The following is a 20,326-nucleotide window of genomic DNA, read 5'->3' as shown; positions in this document are numbered from 1 at the left end:
GCGGTAGTTTTCACCCTTCATTAAAACACCATGACTGATCGGAACCGCTTTGGACGGGGCGGAATCGCCGGGCGGATTGTTGGGGGAAGGGAGGATCTTCGTGGGAATCGAGGCTTGTCGGATGCTGTGCGGCGGATATGTATCGTGATAGAGGATGTCTTCGCGCGCGCCAGTAGTCGTGGGGCGTCGGAGCCGTCGTGGCATGGCGACAAAGGATCGCCAGGCTGCGTGTACATGGAGTACGGCGTTGACAGGTGATATAGAATCGATATGCGACGTTCGGTGAACGGTGCCCGCGCCGGAGCCGGCAGGGAATTGCTGGCCTGCGCGACCGCGTTGCTCGCCTTGCTGGGGTGTGGTTGCGGGGCTGGCATGGCCCGGGGCAGCAGCGGGGTCGGCACGACCGCGCATATCGGAGACGACGGTCTTCGCTGTCCGGCGGGTGGGGTCCATATCGCCGAGATCCAGGCGATCACGCGACAGAATAATGAAGCGGACCCGAATTTGCCGATCGGCGAGGCCTCGGTGGAAGTCTGCGCGACGGATGCAACCAAATTCACCGATGTCGTGACGCGCGGCGCGCCCGATGAAGCGGTGACGGGCGGTTCGGTGGGGCAGAAGACGGGTGTCGACGGAACGATACAGATTCGTGGCCGCACCGCGCAGATGGACGCGACCGTCTATGTTCCTCTTGCCGCCGCCGATATCGCACAATGTAGCGCAAGGGATGACGCGCCGCAGCAGGACGGCGCGAACGGAACATGCAGGCCGCATGGATTTGTGGCGAGTTTTGCCGGCACATGGGTGTTTTCGGCGGGAAAATGGCAGAGCTTTCAGACTGGAACGGATTCCGCCGGGAACCCGATCGTGCTGGCCGTCCGGATACTGAACGGACCTGTGGAATGACGGCCTGATACCGCTCGGGGGAGCGGCCCGAATTCGTGACACCCGGGCTGGCCTTTTTTCCAATTGGCCCGGACAAGGCATAAATGAAAATGCCCCCGGCGACTGCCGGGGGCACTGACCATCTTACACTATAAGCGTAGGACGGGATTACTGGAACATCGACAGGATGTTCTGCGACTGCGAGTTCGCGATGGTCAGCGACTTGATGGCCAACTGCTGCTTGGTCTGCAGCGAGGTCAGCTTCGCGCTGGCGGCCGCCATGTCGGCGTTGGTCAGCGCGCCGATGCCGTTGCCCAGGTTGTCGGAAATGGTCGTGCCATAGGTGGTCATGTTGGTGATGTTGTTGGAGTTCGCACCCAGCGAGGAGGTGACGAAGGTCATCGCCTTGATGGCGGACTGGACCTGGGCGATCATGTCGGCGACCTTATTGGTGCCGGTGAAGCTGGAGCCGAGGTGACCGCCGATCGTTTCGAACACATTGGCGGTCGGAGCGGTGCCTCCCGTGCCGCTGCCGGTCGTCAGACCCAGCGCGTCCGTCAGGCTCGTGCCGGCTGCGCCGGTGACGGTCGTGCCCGTTGTAAACTTGGTTGCGCCCGCGACCGGGGTGCCGCCCATATAGGAAGCAATCGATGAGTTGAAGCCGGTGATGGTCGAGCTGTCACCCTGCAGACCCGTGACGTAGGTGAGATCGTTGGAGGTGACGCCGAGGCCGTCCGTGGTGCTGCCATTGAGCAGGTTGACGCCGTTGAACGTCGCGTTGCGGGCAATGGTGTCGATCTGCGCGAGATAGGCGGTGATCTGCGTGCCGATCTGGTCCAGGGAGGCCGGGCTGCCCTGGTTGTTGCCCAGCGAGGTCACGGCGGTCTGCACTTCCTGCAGCACGCTGATGATCTGGTTGGCGGCGCTGGCCGTCGAGCTGACGGTCTGAGCGGCGAAGGACAGGCCGTCATTCACGGCGCTCTGGCCGGACACGTTGCCCTGCATCTGCTGCGCGATGCCGAAGGCGGCGGCATTGTCGGCGGCAGTGGAAACCTTCAGGCCCGTCGAAACGACGTTCTGTGTGTTGCTCAGGCTCTGCTGGACGGCATCCAGCGTCTCGATAGCGATTTTCGAAGAGGCGTTGTTGTTGATGGAAAGGCTCACGGCATTTTCTCCATGCTGGCTATCCTGGGGTGGACCAGGTCAACGCCAGAAAATCGGGAAATGGCTAAGAGAAGGTTACCAGCGCGACCCCGAAGAGAATTTTCACGTAAAATGTGGTCGGCCAAGGCTGGGAGTTCTCCATTCCGGCGGTCTGGGCGGGATGGTCCTGAACAACGGAATAGGCTAGAACGACCAGTATCGAGTATGACTAATCGCAGATGGTACGACGATGATTCATCCGGCACTTCGTGCTTATCAGACCGTGACGGAATCCGCCCTGACGGGAAGGGAAGCCGAATCCGTCTGTTTCAGAATGCTTATCGACGAACTGGAAGCCGCCAGCCAGACTTCCGATCCGCATGTCCGCAATCGGGTGCTGGACAGGCATCAACGCCTGTGGTCGATGATCATGAGGGCCAACATTCTGGATAATGGGCTGGCCGTCGAGGATGATCGGAAGCTTTTTGTCAGAATGGCGGATCAGGCTCAGAAATATGGCATCAGAGCTATCCTGGATTCCAGCCTGTCTCTGATGCCTCTCATCGAGATTGCGGAAAACGTCCTTGCCGGATTGGAAATGGTTCCGGGAAGAGGAAACGAACAGGGAACTGGTCCTGCGTCCGCGTAACCCGAAGGCTACCGGTCCAGGGCGGCTTCCGCTCCGGGCTGAGCGCAGCGGTCTTGTGAGATGACGAGATTTAAAAGAGGTCTATTTCACCGGCCATTGTGGGCTGATTCGGCGCGTTTTCGCCCTTCAGGACCTGTACGACATCCCCCAGCGTGATTCCTTCATACAGGTGGGCCACGCTTACAGTGTCCGCGATCCCGGTCGGGGCAAGAGACATCAGGTTTCTCAGCACCGTTGCCACGGATGCGACCGTCTGCGTCGCCAGGTCTAATTTTTGCAGGCGATATATTTCCGAACTGGTCATGGAGGTATCGCGCATGCATTCCGCGACGACCTGCTGGGCGCCTGCGAGTTCTTCGCCGGCCATGTCCAGGAGATGCATGACCTTGAAGACGGTGTCATGCACTGTGATTTCCAAGTCCGACGGTCCCTGGGTGACGGTGGCACGCATGGTCATCGCGATGTCTCTCTCTCCACGCTCTGGTGATCAGAACAGTTCAACGCTGGAACCGGCCTCGCGTGCCCATCTGCGTTCGGCTTCGGCCTCTTGCCGATTATAAGCTTCTTCCTGGCGGACGATGGCCTGGCCATCCTGTATCAGGTTCTGCTGGGCTCTTCCGGATGTCGGCCAGAACCGCACCCGCCTGGCCTGGGTGCCGCCGAGGCTCCGTGCGATGCAGGGAATGCCTTCGTCCGCCAGATATTGCAGGACAAAGACGCTGTTTTCCTGCCCGATGCGACCCAGGGACGGGACGATGGCCGCCCCTCCGAAAGCCTTGCAGCGCAGGCGGTCGCGTTTGCCGCCTGCCTTCAGGATGCCGTTGATGAGCTTTTCCATGGCATTGACACCGAAACGCATGGCGGTGCCGCCATGTCTCTCGCCCCCGCCGGGCAAGAGAAAATGATTCATGCCGCCAACCTCGGTCACCGGATCGAACATGCACACCGAAATGCAGGACCCCAGAAGGGTCACGAGAAGTGCGGACGGATTGTTCGAAACGATGACTTCGCCTTGTACAACCGTCGTCGGTGTCAGGGGGGGGGTCACGTGATGGGTCCGAACACCTTTTCGAGAACTTCGCGCAGTTTTGCGACCGTGTAGGGCTTGGCGAGAAAATTGTTCACCCCTGCCTTGACTGCTTCCTGAACAAGGTCCCGACTGGCTTCGCCGGTCAGGATGATGAATGCGACCTTCTGCGTCTTGGGATTGCCCCGGACCGCACGCAGCAGTTCAAGTCCGTCCATGACCGGCATGTTGAAGTCCGAGATGACCAGATGCGTCGGATTCTGGCCAAGGTACTCGATGGCTTCCTTGCCGTCCTTCCTTTGCGCGACATGGGCGAAGCCCAGTTGCAGCAGGCTGTTGGCCAGAATCTGGCGAATGGAAGACTGGTCATCGACAATGAGGACCCTGATTTGTGAAGCCGCGGGCATTTTCTTCCTCCTTCCCTTTGAGGTCCGGCGAGGCACGCCGGTATCAGTCGTCGTGCATGGCGAGCGCGCATAGCAGTAATGCGTGATCGCGCGCTATTCAGCTCGTATTAGCGTATTGGGGCGTTCATGGCGGCAGCACTGATCTGATCAAGGGGGACGATCTGGGAGGCTGCGCCGAGTTCGGCGGCAACCCGCGGCATTCCATAGACGACCGAGGATGCCCTGTCTTGCGCAATTGTCCAGGCTCCGGCCCGATGCATTGCAAGCAGGCCCTCGGCGCCATCCTGCCCCATGCCGGTCAGGATGATGCCCATGGCATGGTTGCCCGCATATTCCGCAACGGAGTCGAACAGGACATCGACGGATGGACAATGACCATTGACTGGGGCGGCTTTCAGCAATCGTGTCACATATTGGCCGTCGCGCCGTTCCACGGACATGTGGCGGTCGCCTCCGGGTGCAATGCGGACCATGCCGGGCAGCAGGACTTCGCCATTGCGGGCTTCGCTGATGGAGAGGGCCTCGATCTTCTGGTTCAGCCTGTTGGCGAAACTCGCCGTGAACAAGGCCGGCATGTGCTGGCAGACGACGATGGGCGGGCTCTGGCGCGGGAAACCCGACAGCACCTGTTCCAGGGCTTCCACCCCGCCTGTCGACGCGCCGATCGCAACCAGCCTGAAATCGTGGGACCAGGCTTTCTGGTGCTGCTGCGCGGAGGCCGGATCGTTGCGCTGGAATTTCGCGACGGGGGAATGGGCCGCCTGCCGGACGAGGCGGGCCAGGCCAGCAAAGGCGTCGTCACCGGGCGTCACGGACAAGGGTTTGGGAAAGCAATCGAACGCGCCCATCTGCAGGGCGGTGATCGCGATATCCGCTCCGCGCGCCGTCAAGCCCGACACCATCACGACGGGAATCGGGCGCAGCCGCATGATCTTGTCGAGAAACTGCAGGCCGTTCATGCTCGGCATCTCGACGTCGAGCGTGATCACGTCCGGCTGATCCTTGATGATCAGGTCTCGGGCTTCGATCGGGTTCGCCGCCTCACCGCAGATGACGATATCGGGATGCTGCGCGAAGGAGCGCCGGATCAGGGCCCTTGCCGTTCGTGAATCGTCAACCACGAGAACCTTTATCGGCTTCTCCACGCTTCAATGATCCTTTCGGTAAATGGTCGGCGCAACCTGTATCAGACCGCACGTGCTTGCACAGGATACGCGCTCGGAATGGCCGACATACAGAAAGCCACCAGGTTCGAGCTTGTCGGCCAGGCGCTGCCACAGGCGTTCGCGGGTGGCGTCATCGAAATAGATGACGACGTTCCGGCAGAAAATGGCTGAAAAAGACCCCTGGATTGGCCAGGAGGCATTGAGATTGAGGACGCGGAATGCGGGCAGTCGGCGAATCGGGCCGGCAAACCGGTAATCCTCGTCGCCGGACGGCTCCATGAACTGCGATTTCCTGCCGGCGGGAATGGCCTCGACCTCTTCGGCGTTGTAAGCGCCTTCAGTGGCCTGGGCGACGACATTGGCGTTGATGTCGGTCGCGAGGATGCGAAAATCGTGCGAGGTCGCATCGGGAAAGGTCGTCATGACGGACATGGCGATGCTCCAGGGCTCCTGACCCGTGGAACAGGCGGCCGACCATATGCGTCCCCGTCTGCCCGCACGAACCTGGGGGGCGAGGTGGGGGATCACGACGGATTCGAGATGATCGAAATGGTTCTTTTCCCGGAAGAAACTCGTGACGTTCGTGGTCAGGGCGAAGATCAGGTTCTGCATTTCGCCCTCGCCGGCGGACGAGGTCACGAAATCCAGATAGGCGTGGAACGAACCCTGACCCCGTTCCCGCACCCGGCGGGAAACGCGCGAATAGACGAGGGCCTTCTTGGTCGTGGGAAGATGGATGCCTGCCTGCTCGCGCGCGATCTGCCGGACTCTCTGGAAATCGGCATCCGTATATTCAGATTCACTGGCCGGCATCAGGTCTTTCATTCGGAAACCGTATCCCCGACCAATTGCCCGACGACGGTGTCCAGGCGCAGGATACCGATCATCCGGTCATCGACCAGTACCAGCCCAGCCAGGCAACTGCCTTCCTCAGAGACTGCCTGCACGTCCTTGAGGTCGATATCGGCCATGTCGATGACGCGATCCACCAGCAGTCCGCAGACGACGCCGTCCTTCGATTCGACGATGACCGCGACCCGGCGGGGATTGTCGGGCTGCGGCGGCACGTTCAGGTAGATCGCGAGGTCGATCACCGTCAGGATGATCCCGCGCAGGTTGATGGCTCCGCAGACATAGGGGGGAGCGAAAGGCAGGGTCGTGGTCTTTTCGAACCCACGGATCTCGCGAACGCTGAGGATCGGAATGCAATATTCCTGCACACCGATGGCGAACACGATCATCTTGACGATCCTGGGGTCCGTGGCCCTCTTGAGTTCGATCTGCTCCGTCATCTTGATTCCCTGCTTAAATGTCGATTGCCGTATGGTACGGCTAGGCTGCCAGTTCCGGGCGGGTGTTTGATGGCTTGCTGTCGATATGTCCAATGGCGGAGGCCACCAGCGCCGAGACATCGAGGATCAGGGAAACGCTGCCGTCACCGAGAATGGTTGCCGCCGATACGCCGAATATCTGCCGGTAGTTGCTCTCGATGCTCTTGATGACAACCTGGGTCTGGTCCCGGATTTCATCGACAATGAGGGCGGCGCGGGCACCGGATTCGTTCTCGACGACAAGAATGATCGACGCATCGAGGGAATCGCGTGGCGGTGCGTCGGACAGTTTCAGCGCCGTGGCCAGCGGAATCAGCGGCATGCAGTCGCCGCGGATGGAAATCACGTTGCTGCCGTCGGGCAGGGCATAAATATCGCTCTGTTTGACGATCATGGTTTCGATGATCGACGAGATCGGAATGACCATGGTCGACCCGCCGGCGGCGATCAGCATGCCATCGAGAATGGCCAGGGTCAGAGGCAGGCTGAAACCGAATGTGGTTCCCTTGCCGGGCGTGCTGCTGATCGTGATTCTGCCGCCCAGGCTTTGAATGGCCTGTTTGACGACATCCATGCCGACGCCGCGGCCGGAGAGGTTGGAAACCGTCGCTGCCGTCGAAAAGCCCGGCATAAAGATCAGGTTGTTGATCTCGTCATCCGACAGGACCGCATTGGGCGGGATGATGCCCCGTTTGACCGCCGTCTCGAAGACGCGTTGACGGTTGATGCCGGCGCCGTCGTCCTTGATGGTGATCAGGATCCTACCCGACCGGTGCTCGGCGGACAGGACGATGTGGCCTTCCGCCGGCTTGCCGGCGGCGATGCGGGCTTCCGTGCTTTCAATGCCGTGATCCACGGCATTCCGCAGCATATGAGTCAACGGATCGGTCAGCTTTTCGACCAGAGTCCGATCGACTTCCGTATCCTCGCCCTCGAGCGTCAGGACGATGTCCTTGCCGGTCATGGAACAGGCTTCGCGCACCACGCGCTGCATGCGCTGGAAGACGGCGCGGACGGGCTGGGCCCGTACCGCCATGACGGCATCCTGGATATCTCGTGTGAGGGACTGCATGCTGCTGATGCTCTGGACCAGTTCATGCTGTCCCGCGGCATCGGTCCGGCGGGAGAGGGATTCGATCGCTGCCTGCGCAATCACCAGTTCGCCGACCAGATCCATCAGGTCGTCGATCCGATGCAGGTCGACGCGAATCGATGCCTGCTCGGGCTTGCGGGCGGCGGCCTGCGCGGCCCCGGTGGCCGGAGGGGGCGTGGTGGCGCTGCCGGCATGGAGATCGAGCGCCGCCGCAACCGGCATGGGGAGAAGTGCCTCGATTGCAGGCGGTAACGCAGACTCGGGGGCGGGGGGCTCTGCCGTGCGTTCTTCCTCGGGAGGGGGGGCGGCTGCGGCTTCCGTTTCCGCCGGTTCGGCCTGTTCTCCGTCCTGTTCCGCGGGGACTTCGTCCTCGGCAGATTCGCGGACGATCGAGAAATCGCAGTCTTCGCTGACCCAGTCGAAGACCGCGTTGGCGCTTTCTTCCGAGACCTCGGGCGGCAGGACGATATGCCAGGTGACGTAGGATTTGTCGGGAACCAGATCGGCGAGGGGAGGGAGTGCCGACCTGTCGCAACTGGTCTGGATCTCGCCGCCGCATTCCCGGGCTATGTCGGCCAGGCCGATCAGGATGTTTCGTGCATCGTCGCCGCGTTCGTACAGCGTGTCATGAGGATGGAAGGTCACGCGCAGCGCGGCGGCGGCCGGTGCGGGTTTCTCTTCCCCGAAGTCGAAATCAAAGGGAATCGGTTCGAAATCCGCCGCGACGGGTTCGAAATCTATGGGGACAGGGGAAAAATCGGCCGGAATGACGTCTTCGGTCGTCGCTGCCGAGGCGGCGCCGCCATGATCCCCTCCGATGCTGTTGATGGCTGCCAGTTCGGCGTGGCTCTCGGCGACGCGCGTCGGATCGACCGCCGCGCCGCCGCGGGCCTCGTTGACCAGATCGCTCAGGACGTCCATCGCCTTGAGGAAGGTCTTGACGACGTCGTGGGTCGGCGCGAAACGCCCCGAACGCAGGCCATCGAGAGAATTTTCGAAGACGTGCGAAAACCGCACAAGGTTATCGAGCCCGAAAGACGCTGCCCCACCCTTGATGGAATGCACGGCGCGAAAGACAGCGTTGACGGTTTCATGCTCGGACTCGCCGTCTGACAAGGCCGAGAGTCCGCGTTCGAGCTCCTGTAGCTGCTCGTCACATTCCTGGAAGAAGATCTGGAGGATATCGTCCATATCGGAACTCATGCCGTCCCCGCTTTTTTCAGGCCGTTACCCGACGGATTGCCGCAACCAGACTGTCGGAGCTGAACGGTTTGATGATCCATCCCGTCGCCCCGGCTGCCCTGGCCCTGGCCTTCTTCTCCGGATCGCTTTCCGTGGTCAGGACGATAATCGGCAGATGCTTGAACGCGGCCATCTTTCGAACGGACTCAATCACGCCGAAACCATCCATGCGCGGCATGTTGATATCCGTAATGATCACGTCGGGAGGGGGGCTGGCGCTTTCCAGGACCTCGATGCCTTCCACGCCGTCCGCACCCTGAATCACATCGTGGCCGGCTTCTTCCAGCGCCTTGCGCAGCATGCCCTGCATGGTTCGGGAATCATCAATCGTCAGAACACGCAAAATCTTTTTTTCCGTCATGCTGAAAGCTCGCTGGAGGAAGTGGAAGGTTCTGACAGGCATTCACTAACCCCGAAAAGGGCGAACGCTTCCCTGACTTTCTCTGACGGCGCGACCAGGGGGCGACCGCTTGCCAGAAGAACCTGAAGGCACAGGCCGCCGATATACGCAACGCCTGAGGCGTCCAGAGCGGAACCCGTCACCTCGGCCTGCGTGACAAGATCCTTGAGCGCCTCGACCGCCGCAGTGTCCAGGCGTTCTGGCAATGGAACCGGGGCGATGGAGAGCGTGGGGCCTGCTTCGTCTTCAGCGATCATCAGAAATCTTCCCATCCCTGATCGGATGAGGTGGTCAGCAGCGGTGTGGCTGACACGCTGGCATTGGTCGACCGCGGGGGCTTGGACGCCGGCGCCCGTCCCGAGGGAATAGTAAAGGCGCTTTCGTCGAACAGGCTTTCCCGATGATCGTTGCCGACCTTGAACCGGCTGATGGTCTGGGTCAGCGTTCTGGTTTCCGCCGTGAGATTATGGCTGGCGGCTGTCGTTTCCTCGACCATCGCGGCGTTCTGCTGAGTCACCTGATCCATGTCGCCGATCGACGCGGTGACTTCGGACAGGCGCTGGGCCTGATCGCGGGTGGAGACGGAAATCTCTTCTACCCGCGTCGAAATGTTCTGCGTGCTGCCGGCGAATTCGCTCAGGTACCGTCCGGTCTGCTGCACCAGGTCGACGCCCTTGTCGACCTGCTCCGCCGAGACGGAAATCAGGCGTTTGATCTCGCTGGCCGACTTGGCGGATTTTTCGGCAAGGGACCTGACTTCCTGCGCGACCACGGCGAAGCCTCGCCCGGCATCTCCGGCCCGGGCGGCCTCGACGCCTGCGTTCAGGGCCAGCACGTTGGTCTGGAAGGCAATACCGTCGATAACCGAAATGATCTCGCCGATCGCGTCGGATGATTTCTTGATGCCATCCATGGCCCGCGTCGTCTCGGTCATGATATCGGTGGCCGACTTCACCTTGTCCAGGGATTGTTTCGCTTCGGAACTGGCTTCGGAGCTGGCTTTGGCCGTGCGCTGGACACCATCGGTAATGGTGCGGACCGAAGCCGCGGCCTGACCGAGATTGGCGGCCTGCTTCTCCGTTCGTTTCGCCAGATCGTCGGACGCGGTCGAAATCTCGGTGGCGCCAGTCGCGATCAGTTCCGAATTGCTGGCCAGGGCGCGCAGTGCATCGTTCAGGTGCGACGCCGAATTGTTAAATGCGTCGCGCAGGGGGGCGAATTCGCCGTTGAAAATCGTGGAGGTGATCCGTGTCCGCAGATCGCCGCGCGCCATGTCCGCCAGGGCGGAACCGAGGGCGTCGATCACTTCGTGGGTCTGCTTGTCGCGGGCTTGGCTGCGTTCGAGCGATTGCTGAATTTCCGCAGCCATGGCGGCCTGGCGGGCCTGCGCCGCGTTCTGCTCCTGAACGATGCGGGCGAATTCGACCATCACACGGGCCATGCGCCCGGTACCGTCCTGGTTTTCAAGAAACGGTACATTGCCGGAAATTTCGCCACGCCCAAGCCGTTCGCCGAGATCGGTCAGCGTCTCAAGCGGCTCCGTCACTACGCGCGTCAGCATGAACCAGATCAGTTGGACGACGACCGCACCAAAGGCGAGGGCGCACATGTTCACGAAGAACATGTGCTGGATCGGTTCATGAATGAAATATCCGAAGGCTTCTATAACGATCTGAAGCAACAGATAGGCTTCCAGACCCAGCATCACGGTTCTGATCTTGCTCCGGAACGGTGCGTCCCGATACAGCCAATTCAACATGCTGATCTAACTTTCCTTACACACCTGGCGGGGCGCCGTCATGTGGAGCTACGCGCGGTCTCGCTTCGATGGCACGCCGGATTCCGATGGTTTTTCACGGCTTCCTACTGCCCTGCGCCGAGGATAATGGGCTGGTGCTTGTTCTCCAAGGCCCCTGGGGGCGCTTGTAAAGAGATGTTTTTATTTGGATGCGGTCTGTGGCGCACGATGCAGGATCGTGGCGGGCTTTCCCGGTCGGCCCGCCTGGAGCCGGACGGCAGGACGTGATCCTTGCATGAGATTGCTCGCCAACTTCGAACGCCTGCATTGCCTGTCGGCCATTCCCGCTTTGTCTGCCGCCGCCGGAACGGAGCATTTCCCGAGAGAAGGGCCAGGGAGAAGACCTCTTTTACCCTTCAGGTGTTGATGTCGGGCATGACCTAAATCAATTAATAAGTCGTTAAATCTTATCGTGAGTGGGGTGCCGCTTCTACCGGATTCGGGTTTTGGCTGCGAGTCGCAGCGGATATGTTTTCCCGCCTGTTGAACAATCGGATGATGCGGGAACGCGTTCATTCATCCGGCCCCGACATGGCGGGACCATCATGATTCGTTCATCCGCCGAAGCTTCGGACCAGGCCGCCCGCCACCATCTGCCAGCCATCGACCATGACGAAGAAGATGAGCTTGAACGGCAGCGAGATGGTCGCCGGGGGCAGCATCATCATGCCCAGGCTCATCAGCACGCTCGAGGTGACGATATCGATGACGAGAAACGGAAGATAAAGCAGGAAACCCATTTCGAAGCCGCGACTGAGTTCACCGATCATGAAAGCCGGCATGATGACCCGCCAGGGTGTTTCGGCCGCCGTCTTCGGCGTCGGTAGATTGGCCAGATGCTGGAAGGTCGCGATGTCGGCCGGTCGGGCGTTGGCAAGCATGAAGGTGCGAAAGGGTTCGGCCGTCGCCTTCAGACCATCGATCTCGCTGACTTGTCCTTCCATCATGGGGACGATGCCGTGGGTCCAGGACTGTTCAAGGACCGGCTGCATGACAAAGAAGGTGAGGAACATCGCGAGTCCGATGATCACTGTATTCGGCGGTGTTCCCTGCGCGCCAATGGCGCCGCGCAGGAGCGACAGGACGATGATGATGCGTGTGAACGCGGTGACCATCACCAGCAGGCTGGGGGCGAGGGACAGCACGGTGATGAGCGCTGTTAACTGAATGAGGCGACTCGTCGTGCCCGCGTCTCCGAGCCCCTTGCCGAGATCGAGGGTCAGAGCCTGCGCCTGGGCCAGATCCGGAATGACAGCTAGCATCACGAAGGCCAGAATGCCGGTGATGATGGCCCCGGAACCGGTGGGACGGCTCGTGAGCAGTCGGACTGTCAACGCGTCATGCTCCCCTGTTCATCTCGATTGCGATGAAGCTCCGAATCCGCATTCAGGGACGTTCGGTAAGATTTCATAAGACATTCCCAGGGTGGCCCGCCGGTGACCACGCAGGCTTCCGCGCTTCGGGCTGGCACGCTATCAGCCGGCATGGATATCCGAAGGCTGGGCGGCCGATGGCAGAATGGGCGGAGGGGAGGCGCCCTGCTCGTCCACCCATCCCAGGAACAGGTCGTTTCCGCCACCGGTCAGGATCAGTCCCGTTTTCCTATTGCATCGTATGATGCTGAGCCGGCGACGCTGATCGACGGCCAAGCTTTCGACGATCGCCAGAGTGCGGGTCCGGCGCCCTTTCAGCAGATAGGGCTCCAGATATTTCAGCCCGTGGCGGCTGAGGAGAATGAGTGCGATGACGATCGCGAACGACGCAAGATAGGCGAGCCATGCGAACGACCCGATACCATACGCCAGTGATCCCGTCTGGGACGTGGTAAGAGGGCCTGTCCCAGACATATTCTGCCCCTTTCAGCCCTGCGTGGCCGGCGACGAGGAAAGGATTTCTGTCATCGTCACGCCGATATGGTTATCATCGACGACCACGACTTCACCGCGCGCAATCAGGCGGTTGTTCGCATAGATGTCCACCGCTTCGCCCAGTTTCTTGTTCAGTTCCACGACCGCGCCGCGGCCCAGCCGCAGTAGCTGGCTGACCGGCATCGTTGCCGTGCCGATGACGGCCGTGATTCGGACCGGGATATCGTAGACTGCCTCCATCTGGCTGGCGCCGACGGTGCTCGCGTCCTTGTCGCCCTGTTCCGGTGTACTGGCGGCCGGAGACGCCGCCGACGCGTTGGTGGAGAAATCCTCCAGTCCGATATGTCCGCTATCCGAGTTCATGTTTCTCTCCGCCTGGTCTAAGCCTTCGGTGTTGGCTGATCTGCGCGCTGTCCGGCCAGTGCCGTGACGGCGGTGATAATTTTTTCCGCAATTGATTTTCGCCACTGTTGCGGATCGATGACAATGTTATTCGCTGCCGAAACGATACTGATGGCAGCGGGTCCGGTATCGGGTACGGTTTCTATACGAATGCGCCCGTCTGTCCCGGCGACCGGTCCCAGAGAATGCGCATCGGCCTCCCGGCAGCGGATTGTGACATCGCCTTCGCATTCCCTGGCGAAGCACGCCGCGTCCGCGACTAGGTCGCGTTCCAGCCCGACAAGCATCGTGCCGTCCAGAGCCAGCAGGCCCCCGACGATCTCCACCACGGCAGCGACGAAGGCTCGGGTAGCGTCCTCGACGACCTGATGCCGACGTACGTTCTCGGTTTCGAACGCCGCGGCGAGAGACGACAGACGGGATACGAATTCGCTGCGCAGCGCCTCCTCCCTCTCCTTCGCACCTTGCTCGAGGCCTTCGCGGAACGCTGCTTCGCGCAGAGACGCGAGGTCGTCGCAATGCATCGTGACAAGGTTGGGATCGGGTGTGGGCTCGGCGGCAGGGATTTCGGTTGCCGCGATGCGGTCCGGGTCGAGCCCCGGGGCCGTGCCAAAATCCTCCAGGTCGATCAATGGACGGGGCGCGCGCCTACTGTCGGCCGCCCGCGCGGCTTTGGGGCGGGCACCTTCTTCCCCCATGTCAGGCAGATCCGACCAGCCGGAGGAAAATGGAGAGGTCACGGAATGATCTCGTCATTGCCGGCGGTTTCGGTCAGGTCGATTTCACCGGCGTTGGCCAGATTCTTGATCATGCCGACGATTTCGCCCTGTGCCGTTTCGACATCTTTGACGCGGACGGGACCTAGCGACGCGATCTCTTCGAGGAGGATGCTGCCGGCACGTTTGGACATGCATTGCAGGAAGAGCTTCCGGATGGTGTCGGAGGCGCCCTTCAGGGCCAGCGGCAATTTCTCTCGGTCGATTTCGTTGATGATCCGCATGAGCGAGTCGCGCGGCAACCGCTTGATGTCTTCGAAGGTGAACATCAGCGCCTTCACTTTTTCCATATCGTCGTGATTGCGCTTGTCCATCGCCTCCATCAGGCGGGTCTCAGTCTTGCGGTCGAAATTATTAAAGACTTCGGCAAGCAATTCGTAGCTATCCCGCCGGGCCGGCCGGCCGAGAGTCGAGATGAATTCGGAACGCAGCGTGGCTTCGACGCTGTCCAGAACTTCGCGCTGCACCGTCTCCATGTGCAGTATCCGCATCATGACATCGGTGGCGTAATCGTCCGGTAGTAATGTCAGGACGCGGGCGGCGTGTGCTGGCTGCAGACGGGTCAGGATAACCGCGGCGGTCTGCGGGTATTCGCTGCGCAAGTAGCTGGCTAATACGGTTTCCTGCACGTTGCCCAGCTTGTCCCACATCGTCCGGCCAGCGGGGCCACGGATTTCATCCATGATCTTTTCAACCTGGTCGGGGGGTAATGCCCGGCGCAGGAATTCCTCGGTGGTTTCATATGTACCCACCAGCCCGTCCGGCGATTCGAAGTTCTTCGTGAATTCCTGGCAGACGCTCTCAACGGTTTCAGCCGTCACGATGCCGAGGCTGGCCATCGCAATGGAAATGTCGCGGATTTCGTCTTCATGCAGCAGTTTCAGCAAATTCGCTGCCTTGTCGCGTCCGATGGCCAACATAAGGACTGCGGCTTTCTGCTTGCCGGACAGACGGAGTACAGGGGGTGAGGGCGCCATGAGTCCCGACGTGGCTTCCATCGCGGTTTCACTCACGGTCGCGTCCTTTCTTGATATCGGGAGCCGACAGCCAGTTGCGGATAATGAAGAGGGTCTCGCGGGGGCTCTGCTCTATACGGTCCGACACTCTTGCCAGCGCGGCCATCCGCAGTTTGCCTTCGATCCCTGCAATAGAGATAGTCTCGTCTTCATCGTCCTTGGCGGCGGCCAGGGCAGGTGCGCCCTGACCCGGAAGGTCGGCAGCGGCGGCCGGTGGCCCGCCCGGCAAGGATTCCAGGTGCGTCGTCGCGAGAAGCGCCGGCAGATCCTTGCCGCGTCGTAGCATGGGCCGGACCGCCAGAAAGATTGCGCCGACCGCCAGGAGGATGGGAACAACCCATTCGGCCACGTAAAGCATGTTATCGCGGCTAAACAGGCTGGATTTGTCCGCTGCGAAGCTGCCTTCCTGGTCCGACATGAAGCGCATGGAAACGACACTGACTTCGTCGCCACGGCTCTTGTCGTAGCCGACAGCCGTCCTGACCAAGGCTGTCAGCCTGTCGACCTCGGCGGTGTCCAGCGGCTTCCAGATATCGTTGCCGTTCTTGTCCTTGGCGTATGTGCCGTCTACTAGAACGGCCAGGCTGATCTTGGAGACTCTTGGTCGAGTCTGGTTTATGACCCGGACCCGCTTGCCGATCTCGTAATTGTCGGTCTCTTCCTCGCGGTCATCGTTGGATCCGGTGCGGTTGTTCTGGTTCGCATTGGCATTAGGAAGGTTGTTCGCGACTGAGGTGTTCGGCGTCGCTTCGGTATTGACGCTCTTGTCAGATGTCGTCTGCTGCGATCTCAGGACCTGCTGATTGGGATCGTAGCTTTCCTCCGTTTCGCGAATTTCGTCCGTATTGATGGTGACGGCCGCCCGCGCGCGGACATGGCCGCTGCCCAGCGTGGGCACCAGGATCTCTTCGGCGGCCTGTGCAAGGCGCTGTTCTTCCGCGTGACGGAATTTGTCGAGCGAGGCTTCCTGCCCATCCGTGCTGTCCGGATCGCCAGGCTTGGCCAGGACGTCACCGCGGGTGTCGACGATCGAGATATTCTGCGGACGCAGGCCGGGGACGGCTGCCGCCACCAGGTTCTGGATGGCCTGGATACCGTCCGGCGCGATACGGCCCGCGCGGCCGATATCGAGTACCACGCTGGCCTGGGACGGGCTGGTCTGGGTCGAGAACAGGTCGCGATGAGGAAGGACGAGGTGAACCCGAACGTTGCGCACCCCCTGGATGAGACGAATGGAGCGTTCCAGTTCGCCTTCCATGGCCCGCGTTTCGTTGATCGTCTGTTCGAACTGCGTACTGGTGAGAGTCGCGCTCTTGTCAAACAGTTCGTATCCGATGCTTCCACCGCTCGGCAGGCCGTCCTTGGCGAGGAGCAGTCGCGCATTGGCAACCTGGTCCTGCGGCACATAGATGCTTGTGCCGTCGTTGCTCGTTCTGGTGGCGATATGGGCTTTGGTCAGGTCGTCGACCATATGGGCGGCTTCGTTGAGCTCGATGCCACCATAAAGAAGGGCCATCGACTGGCCGCTGGTCCGGGAGGCAAAGATACCGATTGCAGCAAGGAGGACTGCAGCAGCAGCCCCCATCACCATCAATCGTGTACGCCCCAGCCCCTTAAGGCCGGCCAATAAATTCTGCATAAGGAAACCGCTACGTTGATACAGCGCTGGACCGGGACTTCACGCAATCCCCAGGAAGTTTGATCATTCGAAATCTCTGCAGTTCGCGTTGCCATCGCGCTGTCAGGCGCATCAAGGCGATCCGGAAGCACTGTGCCGCCATCATAGCGCAGCCCGTCTTCTCAGGAAGGGAGAAACGGCAATTCATGACGAAAACCCCAAAAAACCGGATTTCATCATGAGACGACAGACGGATGGTGCATCTGCCGAGCGGGGGTGCGCGTTCCGAAACTTAGGTTCTGTTTCACTGTATCAGGGAAGATAGTCGTTGGTCGGCGGAGCCTGTTTGACGTCCATGTTCAGTCGGTCTGCATTCTGGTCTTGAGTCAGGCCGGTGGGTCCTTGGGCTACCTGCCGCGCGACATTTGGCATTTGGTCCGGACGGCCCCAGCAATCTACGCCATTCCAGCTTTGCGTACAGTATGGCTGCGGAACAGGTGGTCTTGCCGGCGGCGCGCACCAATCCTCGCCTTCCTGGATATAACCGGCATTGCACTCACGGCCCGTGAGATGCTGGGTGACGGTGTCGGCGGAGCAGCCCGCGAGAAGTGCGGTCATCAGAACCATCGCTCCGCGCTTGATTGTCATGACTGCTAGTTCCTGCCCCTCAGTAACACTGCGTTCCGGTCGCGTGGCGCCTGGTCGATCCAAAATACAGCATGGATGAATGACGCGGAATATGCCCGCGCACGTGTGCCTTCACAACTGGTGGCATCATTTTTTCCATGAAAAACCTTCGTAAGGAAAACAACCCCTTCCGCGAAATTCTTGAAAGTAATACGTCCTGAGCTTCAGCTATGATTATTCCAATCTGGATGAGCTGTTAGGGAGCCGCCAGGCCGCGCAGGAAGCGGTCACTGGCGCGACAATTTCAGTGCGTCCTGGTCAGCTTCGGATTGCTTCTGGTTGGCTTTGGATTTGGACCACCAGGTCAATGTCCCCGAATCCACGGGCTGTCCGGTCGTGCCGTCGAAGGATGTGCGAAGAGGGCGGAATGTCCTCACCCCCGCCATGTATTGCGAAACGATATTGACCCGCTCGGGCATCATGTACCCCATGATGGCCGATATCTTACGGGGGGCCATCTTGTTGGCCACGGAAACGAGGACGTGGATGTCCATGATGTTGAAGACTGCGGCGGCCTCCTTGGGAGGCATTTCCTCATAGATCCGTACCAGCCTGTCTGTCTCGGCCGACATCGTTTCACGATGCGCGGCCTGCCGTTCGGCCAGCGCGGCTATCGAGCTATCCAGGTTTCGCATCTTTTCATTGAGTGCCGCCTGGGCGGCGTCGAGGATATGTTTCTGCTCTTCCAAGTTTTTCTGTTCATTCTCGAAGGTCGACTGTCTTGCCAGGATATTCTGGACCAGATCTGTTTCCACCCTATCGACTTCGGGATCGGCGCCCTGTTTCGGCGTTACTGTCGCCACCGCTGCCTTCGCCACATCGGGGCAATCGCCGTCCGCGCATGCTTCGGCGTGACGGGCGACGGTTGCCTGCGCGGTTGCGGGGCGCGTCCCCGCGTTGCGATCATCGGGAGGGAGGGCGGAGATCCATCCTTCGGTGGCATTCCTCTCGGCGTTTGGATTGGGGGCTGTGTTTTCTGCGGATCTGCTCTGGCGTGGCTGCAGGACTGTGTCCTGCGTGGGCGAGTCATCGGCCTCTATAGCGTCGCCTTTCAGATGGCCGGCGAGGGCGTGCATGTTCATCGCCAGCAGCAGAGTCATCAGAATTGACGAAACATGCACAAGCTTCCCGAATGACAGGCGAGGTATCAGCATCTTAACCTGATCGGCTTTCGGATTCGTGTCGATGACATGACGTTGGCCCAAATCGGAAATGCGGGCAATTAACTGGATTTAAACAGACAATTCGGCGCGGGTTTTTGCGATCTATTCGCTGCGAGTTCTCGTAAAGTATGTAACTGTCTTGCGTTTCTGCAAGTTATAGGGTCTCCGGAGGCATTGAATGCAACGGACGTTGTAATTCGGAAACCGTAATCACATGTTTTTAATACCGTACAATAAAAATGCTGGGAATGAAGGTTTCTGTCAAGCCGGACCATGGCCCGACGGCCTATTTTCTCCCAGCCCGGATAAAGTGTAGCCTTTGAAAAGGCAAGGGGCGATGTCAGTATGCATTTCTGGTGGGAGATGCTTCAAGCCGCCAAGTGGCCGTGCGCTTGTGTCGAGTAAGCGGGAGCGTGGCTTAAAGGCGCTGCCCGGCTTGGCTCTGTGCAGATTGTCTGATTATTGCAGAGGAAGATGACGTTCTTCTGCATTTATTGTGACAATTCTGTTTACCATCTTTTTTGAAAGAATGGTGGAAGGGGTTGGATTCGAACCAACGTAGGCGCACGCCAGCGGATTTACAGTCCGCCCCCTTTAGCCACTCGGGCACCCTTCCGTGCTGCAGAGGGTGGTTAAGGCCATCGGCCGGACGTGTCAATGGTCTTGTCGTACGTTCTCTTGCTGCATGTCGTGACGGGGGGAACGGTTCGTCCTATATCGAGGAAATGCGCACCCGTCCCCCGCGTCGTCCGGACGCCAGAATCGCTTCTCATTCGACCGATAACCGGGCGGAAACCGCCGGTCGGGAGACTTTCCGCTCGCCCCGACGCAGTGGCGGGACCACGCCGCGCGGAACCTACTGGCTGTATGGGCTGCACCCGGCGCTGGCGGCCCTGGCCAATCCGGAGCGGCGAATCCGCCAGATTCTGACGACCGAAGAGGGCGAGGCCGCATTGCGCCAGCGGTTGGACTCCTCCCTGCCGATGCAGCCCCAGCGGGCCGATCGGGCACGGTTCGAGGCGTTGTGCGGTCGTGATGCCGTGCATCAGGGCATCGCGATTCTGACCGATATCCTGCCGCCCCTGGCGATCGAGGATGCCGTGGAGCGGCCTGGTCCGCTGCTGTTGCTGGACCAGGTGACCGATCCGCGCAATGTCGGGGCGATCCTGCGTTCCGCTGCTGCGTTCGGTGCCGCCGCCGTCGTGGTGATGGACCGCAATGCACCCGATGAGACCGGGGCCTTGGCCAAGGCCGCCTCGGGCGCGCTGGATGTCGTGCCGCTGGTGCGCGTGGTGAATCTGGCCCGTACCTTGGATCTACTGAAGGAACGGAATTTCTGGGTCGTGGGACTGGATGCCGGCGGGGGCGTGCTGGATGGAGGAACGTTCGGGCAGCGACGCGCCGCCCTGGTCCTTGGGGCCGAGGGAGACGGGTTGCGGCGCCTGACCCGCGAGCATTGCGACGAGATCGCTGGATTGGCGATGCCGGGCGATATGGAAAGCCTGAATGTCTCGAATGCCGCGGCGGTCGCCCTGTATGAGGTGACCCGCCGACGCTGATGGTGTGGGGGAGGCGATTCTAAAATCGCCCTCATAATCCGTGAAATGCGGCCGAGAACGGCTGACGGCAGGGAGGGAATCTGGCACCCTGGACGT

22 protein-coding genes and 1 tRNA gene are annotated in these 20,326 nt (G+C 60.6%); 3 read left to right on the top strand and 20 right to left on the bottom strand.

Going from position 1 to position 20,326, the window contains the following annotated elements; genetic code table 11:
• The first annotated feature begins 270 nt into the window (after nt 1-270).
• Nucleotides 271-906, top strand: coding sequence for a hypothetical protein (locus HLH36_RS04920; RefSeq protein ID WP_182985311.1), 636 nt, complete (start codon nt 271-273; stop codon nt 904-906).
• A 147-nt stretch (nt 907-1,053) separates the two neighbouring features.
• Here the strand turns inward: HLH36_RS04920 and HLH36_RS20170 are convergent, their stop codons facing one another.
• Nucleotides 1,054-2,049 carry a flagellin N-terminal helical domain-containing protein gene (locus tag HLH36_RS20170; protein ID WP_182985310.1) on the bottom strand — a complete coding sequence of 332 codons (996 nt, stop codon included), beginning with the start codon at nt 2,047-2,049 and terminating at the stop codon, nt 1,054-1,056.
• Between the two features lie 229 nt (nt 2,050-2,278).
• Between HLH36_RS20170 and HLH36_RS04910 the strand changes: the two genes are divergently transcribed.
• Nucleotides 2,279-2,677: a flagellar biosynthesis regulator FlaF gene (locus HLH36_RS04910; RefSeq protein WP_182985309.1), complete on the top strand. Its 399-nt coding sequence runs from the start codon at nt 2,279-2,281 to the stop codon at nt 2,675-2,677.
• Nucleotides 2,678-2,747: 70 nt separating this feature from the next.
• Here the strand turns inward: HLH36_RS04910 and HLH36_RS04905 are convergent, their stop codons facing one another.
• The 19 genes from HLH36_RS04905 to HLH36_RS04815 all read right to left on the bottom strand — a co-directional run bounded on the left by HLH36_RS04905 (nt 2,748) and on the right by HLH36_RS04815 (nt 19,287).
• On the bottom strand, nt 2,748-3,134 hold the full coding sequence (locus HLH36_RS04905; protein WP_182985308.1) for a hypothetical protein: 387 nt from the start codon (nt 3,132-3,134) through the stop codon (nt 2,748-2,750).
• Nucleotides 3,135-3,164: 30 nt separating this feature from the next.
• Nucleotides 3,165-3,725, bottom strand: coding sequence for a chemotaxis protein CheD (locus HLH36_RS04900; protein WP_338030391.1), 561 nt, complete (start codon nt 3,723-3,725; stop codon nt 3,165-3,167).
• Nucleotides 3,722-4,111, bottom strand: a complete 390-nt coding sequence (locus HLH36_RS04895; protein WP_182985307.1) for a response regulator — start codon at nt 4,109-4,111, stop codon at nt 3,722-3,724. Before HLH36_RS04895 ends, HLH36_RS04900 begins: the two co-directional genes overlap by 4 nt.
• A 107-nt stretch (nt 4,112-4,218) precedes the next feature.
• Entirely contained in the window at nt 4,219-5,256 is a 1,038-nt protein-coding gene (locus tag HLH36_RS04890; RefSeq protein WP_182985306.1) for a chemotaxis-specific protein-glutamate methyltransferase CheB, read from the bottom strand.
• A 3-nt stretch (nt 5,257-5,259) separates the two neighbouring features.
• Nucleotides 5,260-6,090, bottom strand: a complete 831-nt coding sequence (locus HLH36_RS04885; RefSeq protein WP_246376428.1) for a CheR family methyltransferase — start codon at nt 6,088-6,090, stop codon at nt 5,260-5,262.
• Nucleotides 6,091-6,098: 8 nt separating this feature from the next.
• On the bottom strand, nt 6,099-6,569 hold the full coding sequence (locus HLH36_RS04880; RefSeq protein ID WP_182985304.1) for a chemotaxis protein CheW: 471 nt from the start codon (nt 6,567-6,569) through the stop codon (nt 6,099-6,101).
• 40 nt (nt 6,570-6,609) lie between these two features.
• Nucleotides 6,610-8,892: a chemotaxis protein CheA gene (locus HLH36_RS04875; protein ID WP_246376426.1), complete on the bottom strand. Its 2,283-nt coding sequence runs from the start codon at nt 8,890-8,892 to the stop codon at nt 6,610-6,612.
• 28 nt (nt 8,893-8,920) lie between these two features.
• A complete protein-coding gene (locus tag HLH36_RS04870) occupies nt 8,921-9,304 on the bottom strand; it encodes a response regulator (protein WP_182985302.1) in 384 nt (127 codons plus the stop codon).
• Nucleotides 9,301-9,600, bottom strand: a complete 300-nt coding sequence (locus tag HLH36_RS04865; protein ID WP_182985301.1) for an STAS domain-containing protein — start codon at nt 9,598-9,600, stop codon at nt 9,301-9,303. Before HLH36_RS04865 ends, HLH36_RS04870 begins: the two co-directional genes overlap by 4 nt.
• Entirely contained in the window at nt 9,600-11,102 is a 1,503-nt protein-coding gene (locus HLH36_RS04860; protein ID WP_182985300.1) for a methyl-accepting chemotaxis protein, read from the bottom strand. Before HLH36_RS04860 ends, HLH36_RS04865 begins: the two co-directional genes overlap by 1 nt.
• A gap of 593 nt (nt 11,103-11,695) precedes the next feature.
• Nucleotides 11,696-12,403, bottom strand: a complete 708-nt coding sequence (gene fliP, locus HLH36_RS04855) for a flagellar type III secretion system pore protein FliP (protein WP_182985390.1) — start codon at nt 12,401-12,403, stop codon at nt 11,696-11,698.
• Nucleotides 12,404-12,616: 213 nt separating this feature from the next.
• Nucleotides 12,617-12,988 carry a hypothetical protein gene (locus tag HLH36_RS04850; RefSeq protein WP_182985299.1) on the bottom strand — a complete coding sequence of 124 codons (372 nt, stop codon included), beginning with the start codon at nt 12,986-12,988 and terminating at the stop codon, nt 12,617-12,619.
• Nucleotides 12,989-13,000: 12 nt separating this feature from the next.
• Nucleotides 13,001-13,372: a flagellar motor switch protein FliN gene (gene fliN / locus HLH36_RS04845; protein WP_182985298.1), complete on the bottom strand. Its 372-nt coding sequence runs from the start codon at nt 13,370-13,372 to the stop codon at nt 13,001-13,003.
• A 17-nt stretch (nt 13,373-13,389) separates the two neighbouring features.
• On the bottom strand, nt 13,390-14,109 hold the full coding sequence (locus HLH36_RS04840) for a FliH/SctL family protein (protein WP_182985297.1): 720 nt from the start codon (nt 14,107-14,109) through the stop codon (nt 13,390-13,392).
• Between the two features lie 38 nt (nt 14,110-14,147).
• Entirely contained in the window at nt 14,148-15,164 is a 1,017-nt protein-coding gene (gene fliG / locus HLH36_RS04835; protein ID WP_182985389.1) for a flagellar motor switch protein FliG, read from the bottom strand.
• 28 nt (nt 15,165-15,192) lie between these two features.
• Nucleotides 15,193-16,842: a flagellar basal-body MS-ring/collar protein FliF gene (gene fliF / locus HLH36_RS04830; RefSeq protein WP_182985296.1), complete on the bottom strand. Its 1,650-nt coding sequence runs from the start codon at nt 16,840-16,842 to the stop codon at nt 15,193-15,195.
• Between the two features lie 291 nt (nt 16,843-17,133).
• Nucleotides 17,134-17,469, bottom strand: a complete 336-nt coding sequence (locus tag HLH36_RS04825) for a hypothetical protein (protein WP_182964287.1) — start codon at nt 17,467-17,469, stop codon at nt 17,134-17,136.
• 266 nt (nt 17,470-17,735) lie between these two features.
• A complete protein-coding gene (locus HLH36_RS04820) occupies nt 17,736-18,608 on the bottom strand; it encodes a MotE family protein (protein WP_246376424.1) in 873 nt (290 codons plus the stop codon).
• Nucleotides 18,609-19,201: 593 nt separating this feature from the next.
• A tRNA-Tyr gene (locus tag HLH36_RS04815) sits at nt 19,202-19,287 on the bottom strand.
• 109 nt (nt 19,288-19,396) lie between these two features.
• Here HLH36_RS04815 and HLH36_RS04810 point away from each other — a divergent pair.
• Nucleotides 19,397-20,230, top strand: coding sequence for a TrmH family RNA methyltransferase (locus tag HLH36_RS04810; protein ID WP_182985295.1), 834 nt, complete (start codon nt 19,397-19,399; stop codon nt 20,228-20,230).
• The last annotated feature ends 96 nt before the right edge of the window (nt 20,231-20,326 follow it).

It is taken from the genome of Gluconacetobacter aggeris, assembly GCF_014174395.1.
GTDB classification, from domain to species: domain Bacteria; phylum Pseudomonadota; class Alphaproteobacteria; order Acetobacterales; family Acetobacteraceae; genus Gluconacetobacter; species Gluconacetobacter aggeris.
This window is presented reverse-complemented; position numbering and strand designations above follow the sequence as displayed.

Bases quoted from the DNA above. Each gene is read 5' to 3' on its own strand.
- fliN (WP_182985298.1), bottom strand. From the start codon at position 13,372: ATGAACTCGGATAGCGGACATATCGGACTGGAGGATTTCTCCACCAAC.
- fliP (WP_182985390.1), bottom strand. From the start codon at position 12,403: ATGCTAGCTGTCATTCCGGATCTGGCCCAGGCGCAGGCTCTGACCCTC.
- HLH36_RS04870 (WP_182985302.1), bottom strand. From the start codon at position 9,304: ATGACGGAAAAAAAGATTTTGCGTGTTCTGACGATTGATGATTCCCGA.
- HLH36_RS04865 (WP_182985301.1), bottom strand. From the start codon at position 9,600: ATGATCGCTGAAGACGAAGCAGGCCCCACGCTCTCCATCGCCCCGGTT.
- HLH36_RS04885 (WP_246376428.1), bottom strand. From the start codon at position 6,090: ATGCCGGCCAGTGAATCTGAATATACGGATGCCGATTTCCAGAGAGTC.
- HLH36_RS04825 (WP_182964287.1), bottom strand. From the start codon at position 17,469: ATGACAATCAAGCGCGGAGCGATGGTTCTGATGACCGCACTTCTCGCG.
- HLH36_RS04840 (WP_182985297.1), bottom strand. From the start codon at position 14,109: ATGGGGGAAGAAGGTGCCCGCCCCAAAGCCGCGCGGGCGGCCGACAGT.
- HLH36_RS04880 (WP_182985304.1), bottom strand. From the start codon at position 6,569: ATGACGGAGCAGATCGAACTCAAGAGGGCCACGGACCCCAGGATCGTC.
- HLH36_RS04850 (WP_182985299.1), bottom strand. From the start codon at position 12,988: ATGTCTGGGACAGGCCCTCTTACCACGTCCCAGACGGGATCACTGGCG.
- fliF (WP_182985296.1), bottom strand. From the start codon at position 16,842: ATGCAGAATTTATTGGCCGGCCTTAAGGGGCTGGGGCGTACACGATTG.
- HLH36_RS04860 (WP_182985300.1), bottom strand. From the start codon at position 11,102: ATGTTGAATTGGCTGTATCGGGACGCACCGTTCCGGAGCAAGATCAGA.
- HLH36_RS04905 (WP_182985308.1), bottom strand. From the start codon at position 3,134: ATGACCATGCGTGCCACCGTCACCCAGGGACCGTCGGACTTGGAAATC.
- HLH36_RS04910 (WP_182985309.1), top strand. From the start codon at position 2,279: ATGATTCATCCGGCACTTCGTGCTTATCAGACCGTGACGGAATCCGCC.
- fliG (WP_182985389.1), bottom strand. From the start codon at position 15,164: ATGGCGCCCTCACCCCCTGTACTCCGTCTGTCCGGCAAGCAGAAAGCC.
- HLH36_RS04820 (WP_246376424.1), bottom strand. From the start codon at position 18,608: ATGACTCTGCTGCTGGCGATGAACATGCACGCCCTCGCCGGCCATCTG.
- HLH36_RS04875 (WP_246376426.1), bottom strand. From the start codon at position 8,892: ATGGACGATATCCTCCAGATCTTCTTCCAGGAATGTGACGAGCAGCTA.
- HLH36_RS04920 (WP_182985311.1), top strand. From the start codon at position 271: ATGCGACGTTCGGTGAACGGTGCCCGCGCCGGAGCCGGCAGGGAATTG.
- HLH36_RS04895 (WP_182985307.1), bottom strand. From the start codon at position 4,111: ATGCCCGCGGCTTCACAAATCAGGGTCCTCATTGTCGATGACCAGTCT.
- HLH36_RS04810 (WP_182985295.1), top strand. From the start codon at position 19,397: ATGCGCACCCGTCCCCCGCGTCGTCCGGACGCCAGAATCGCTTCTCAT.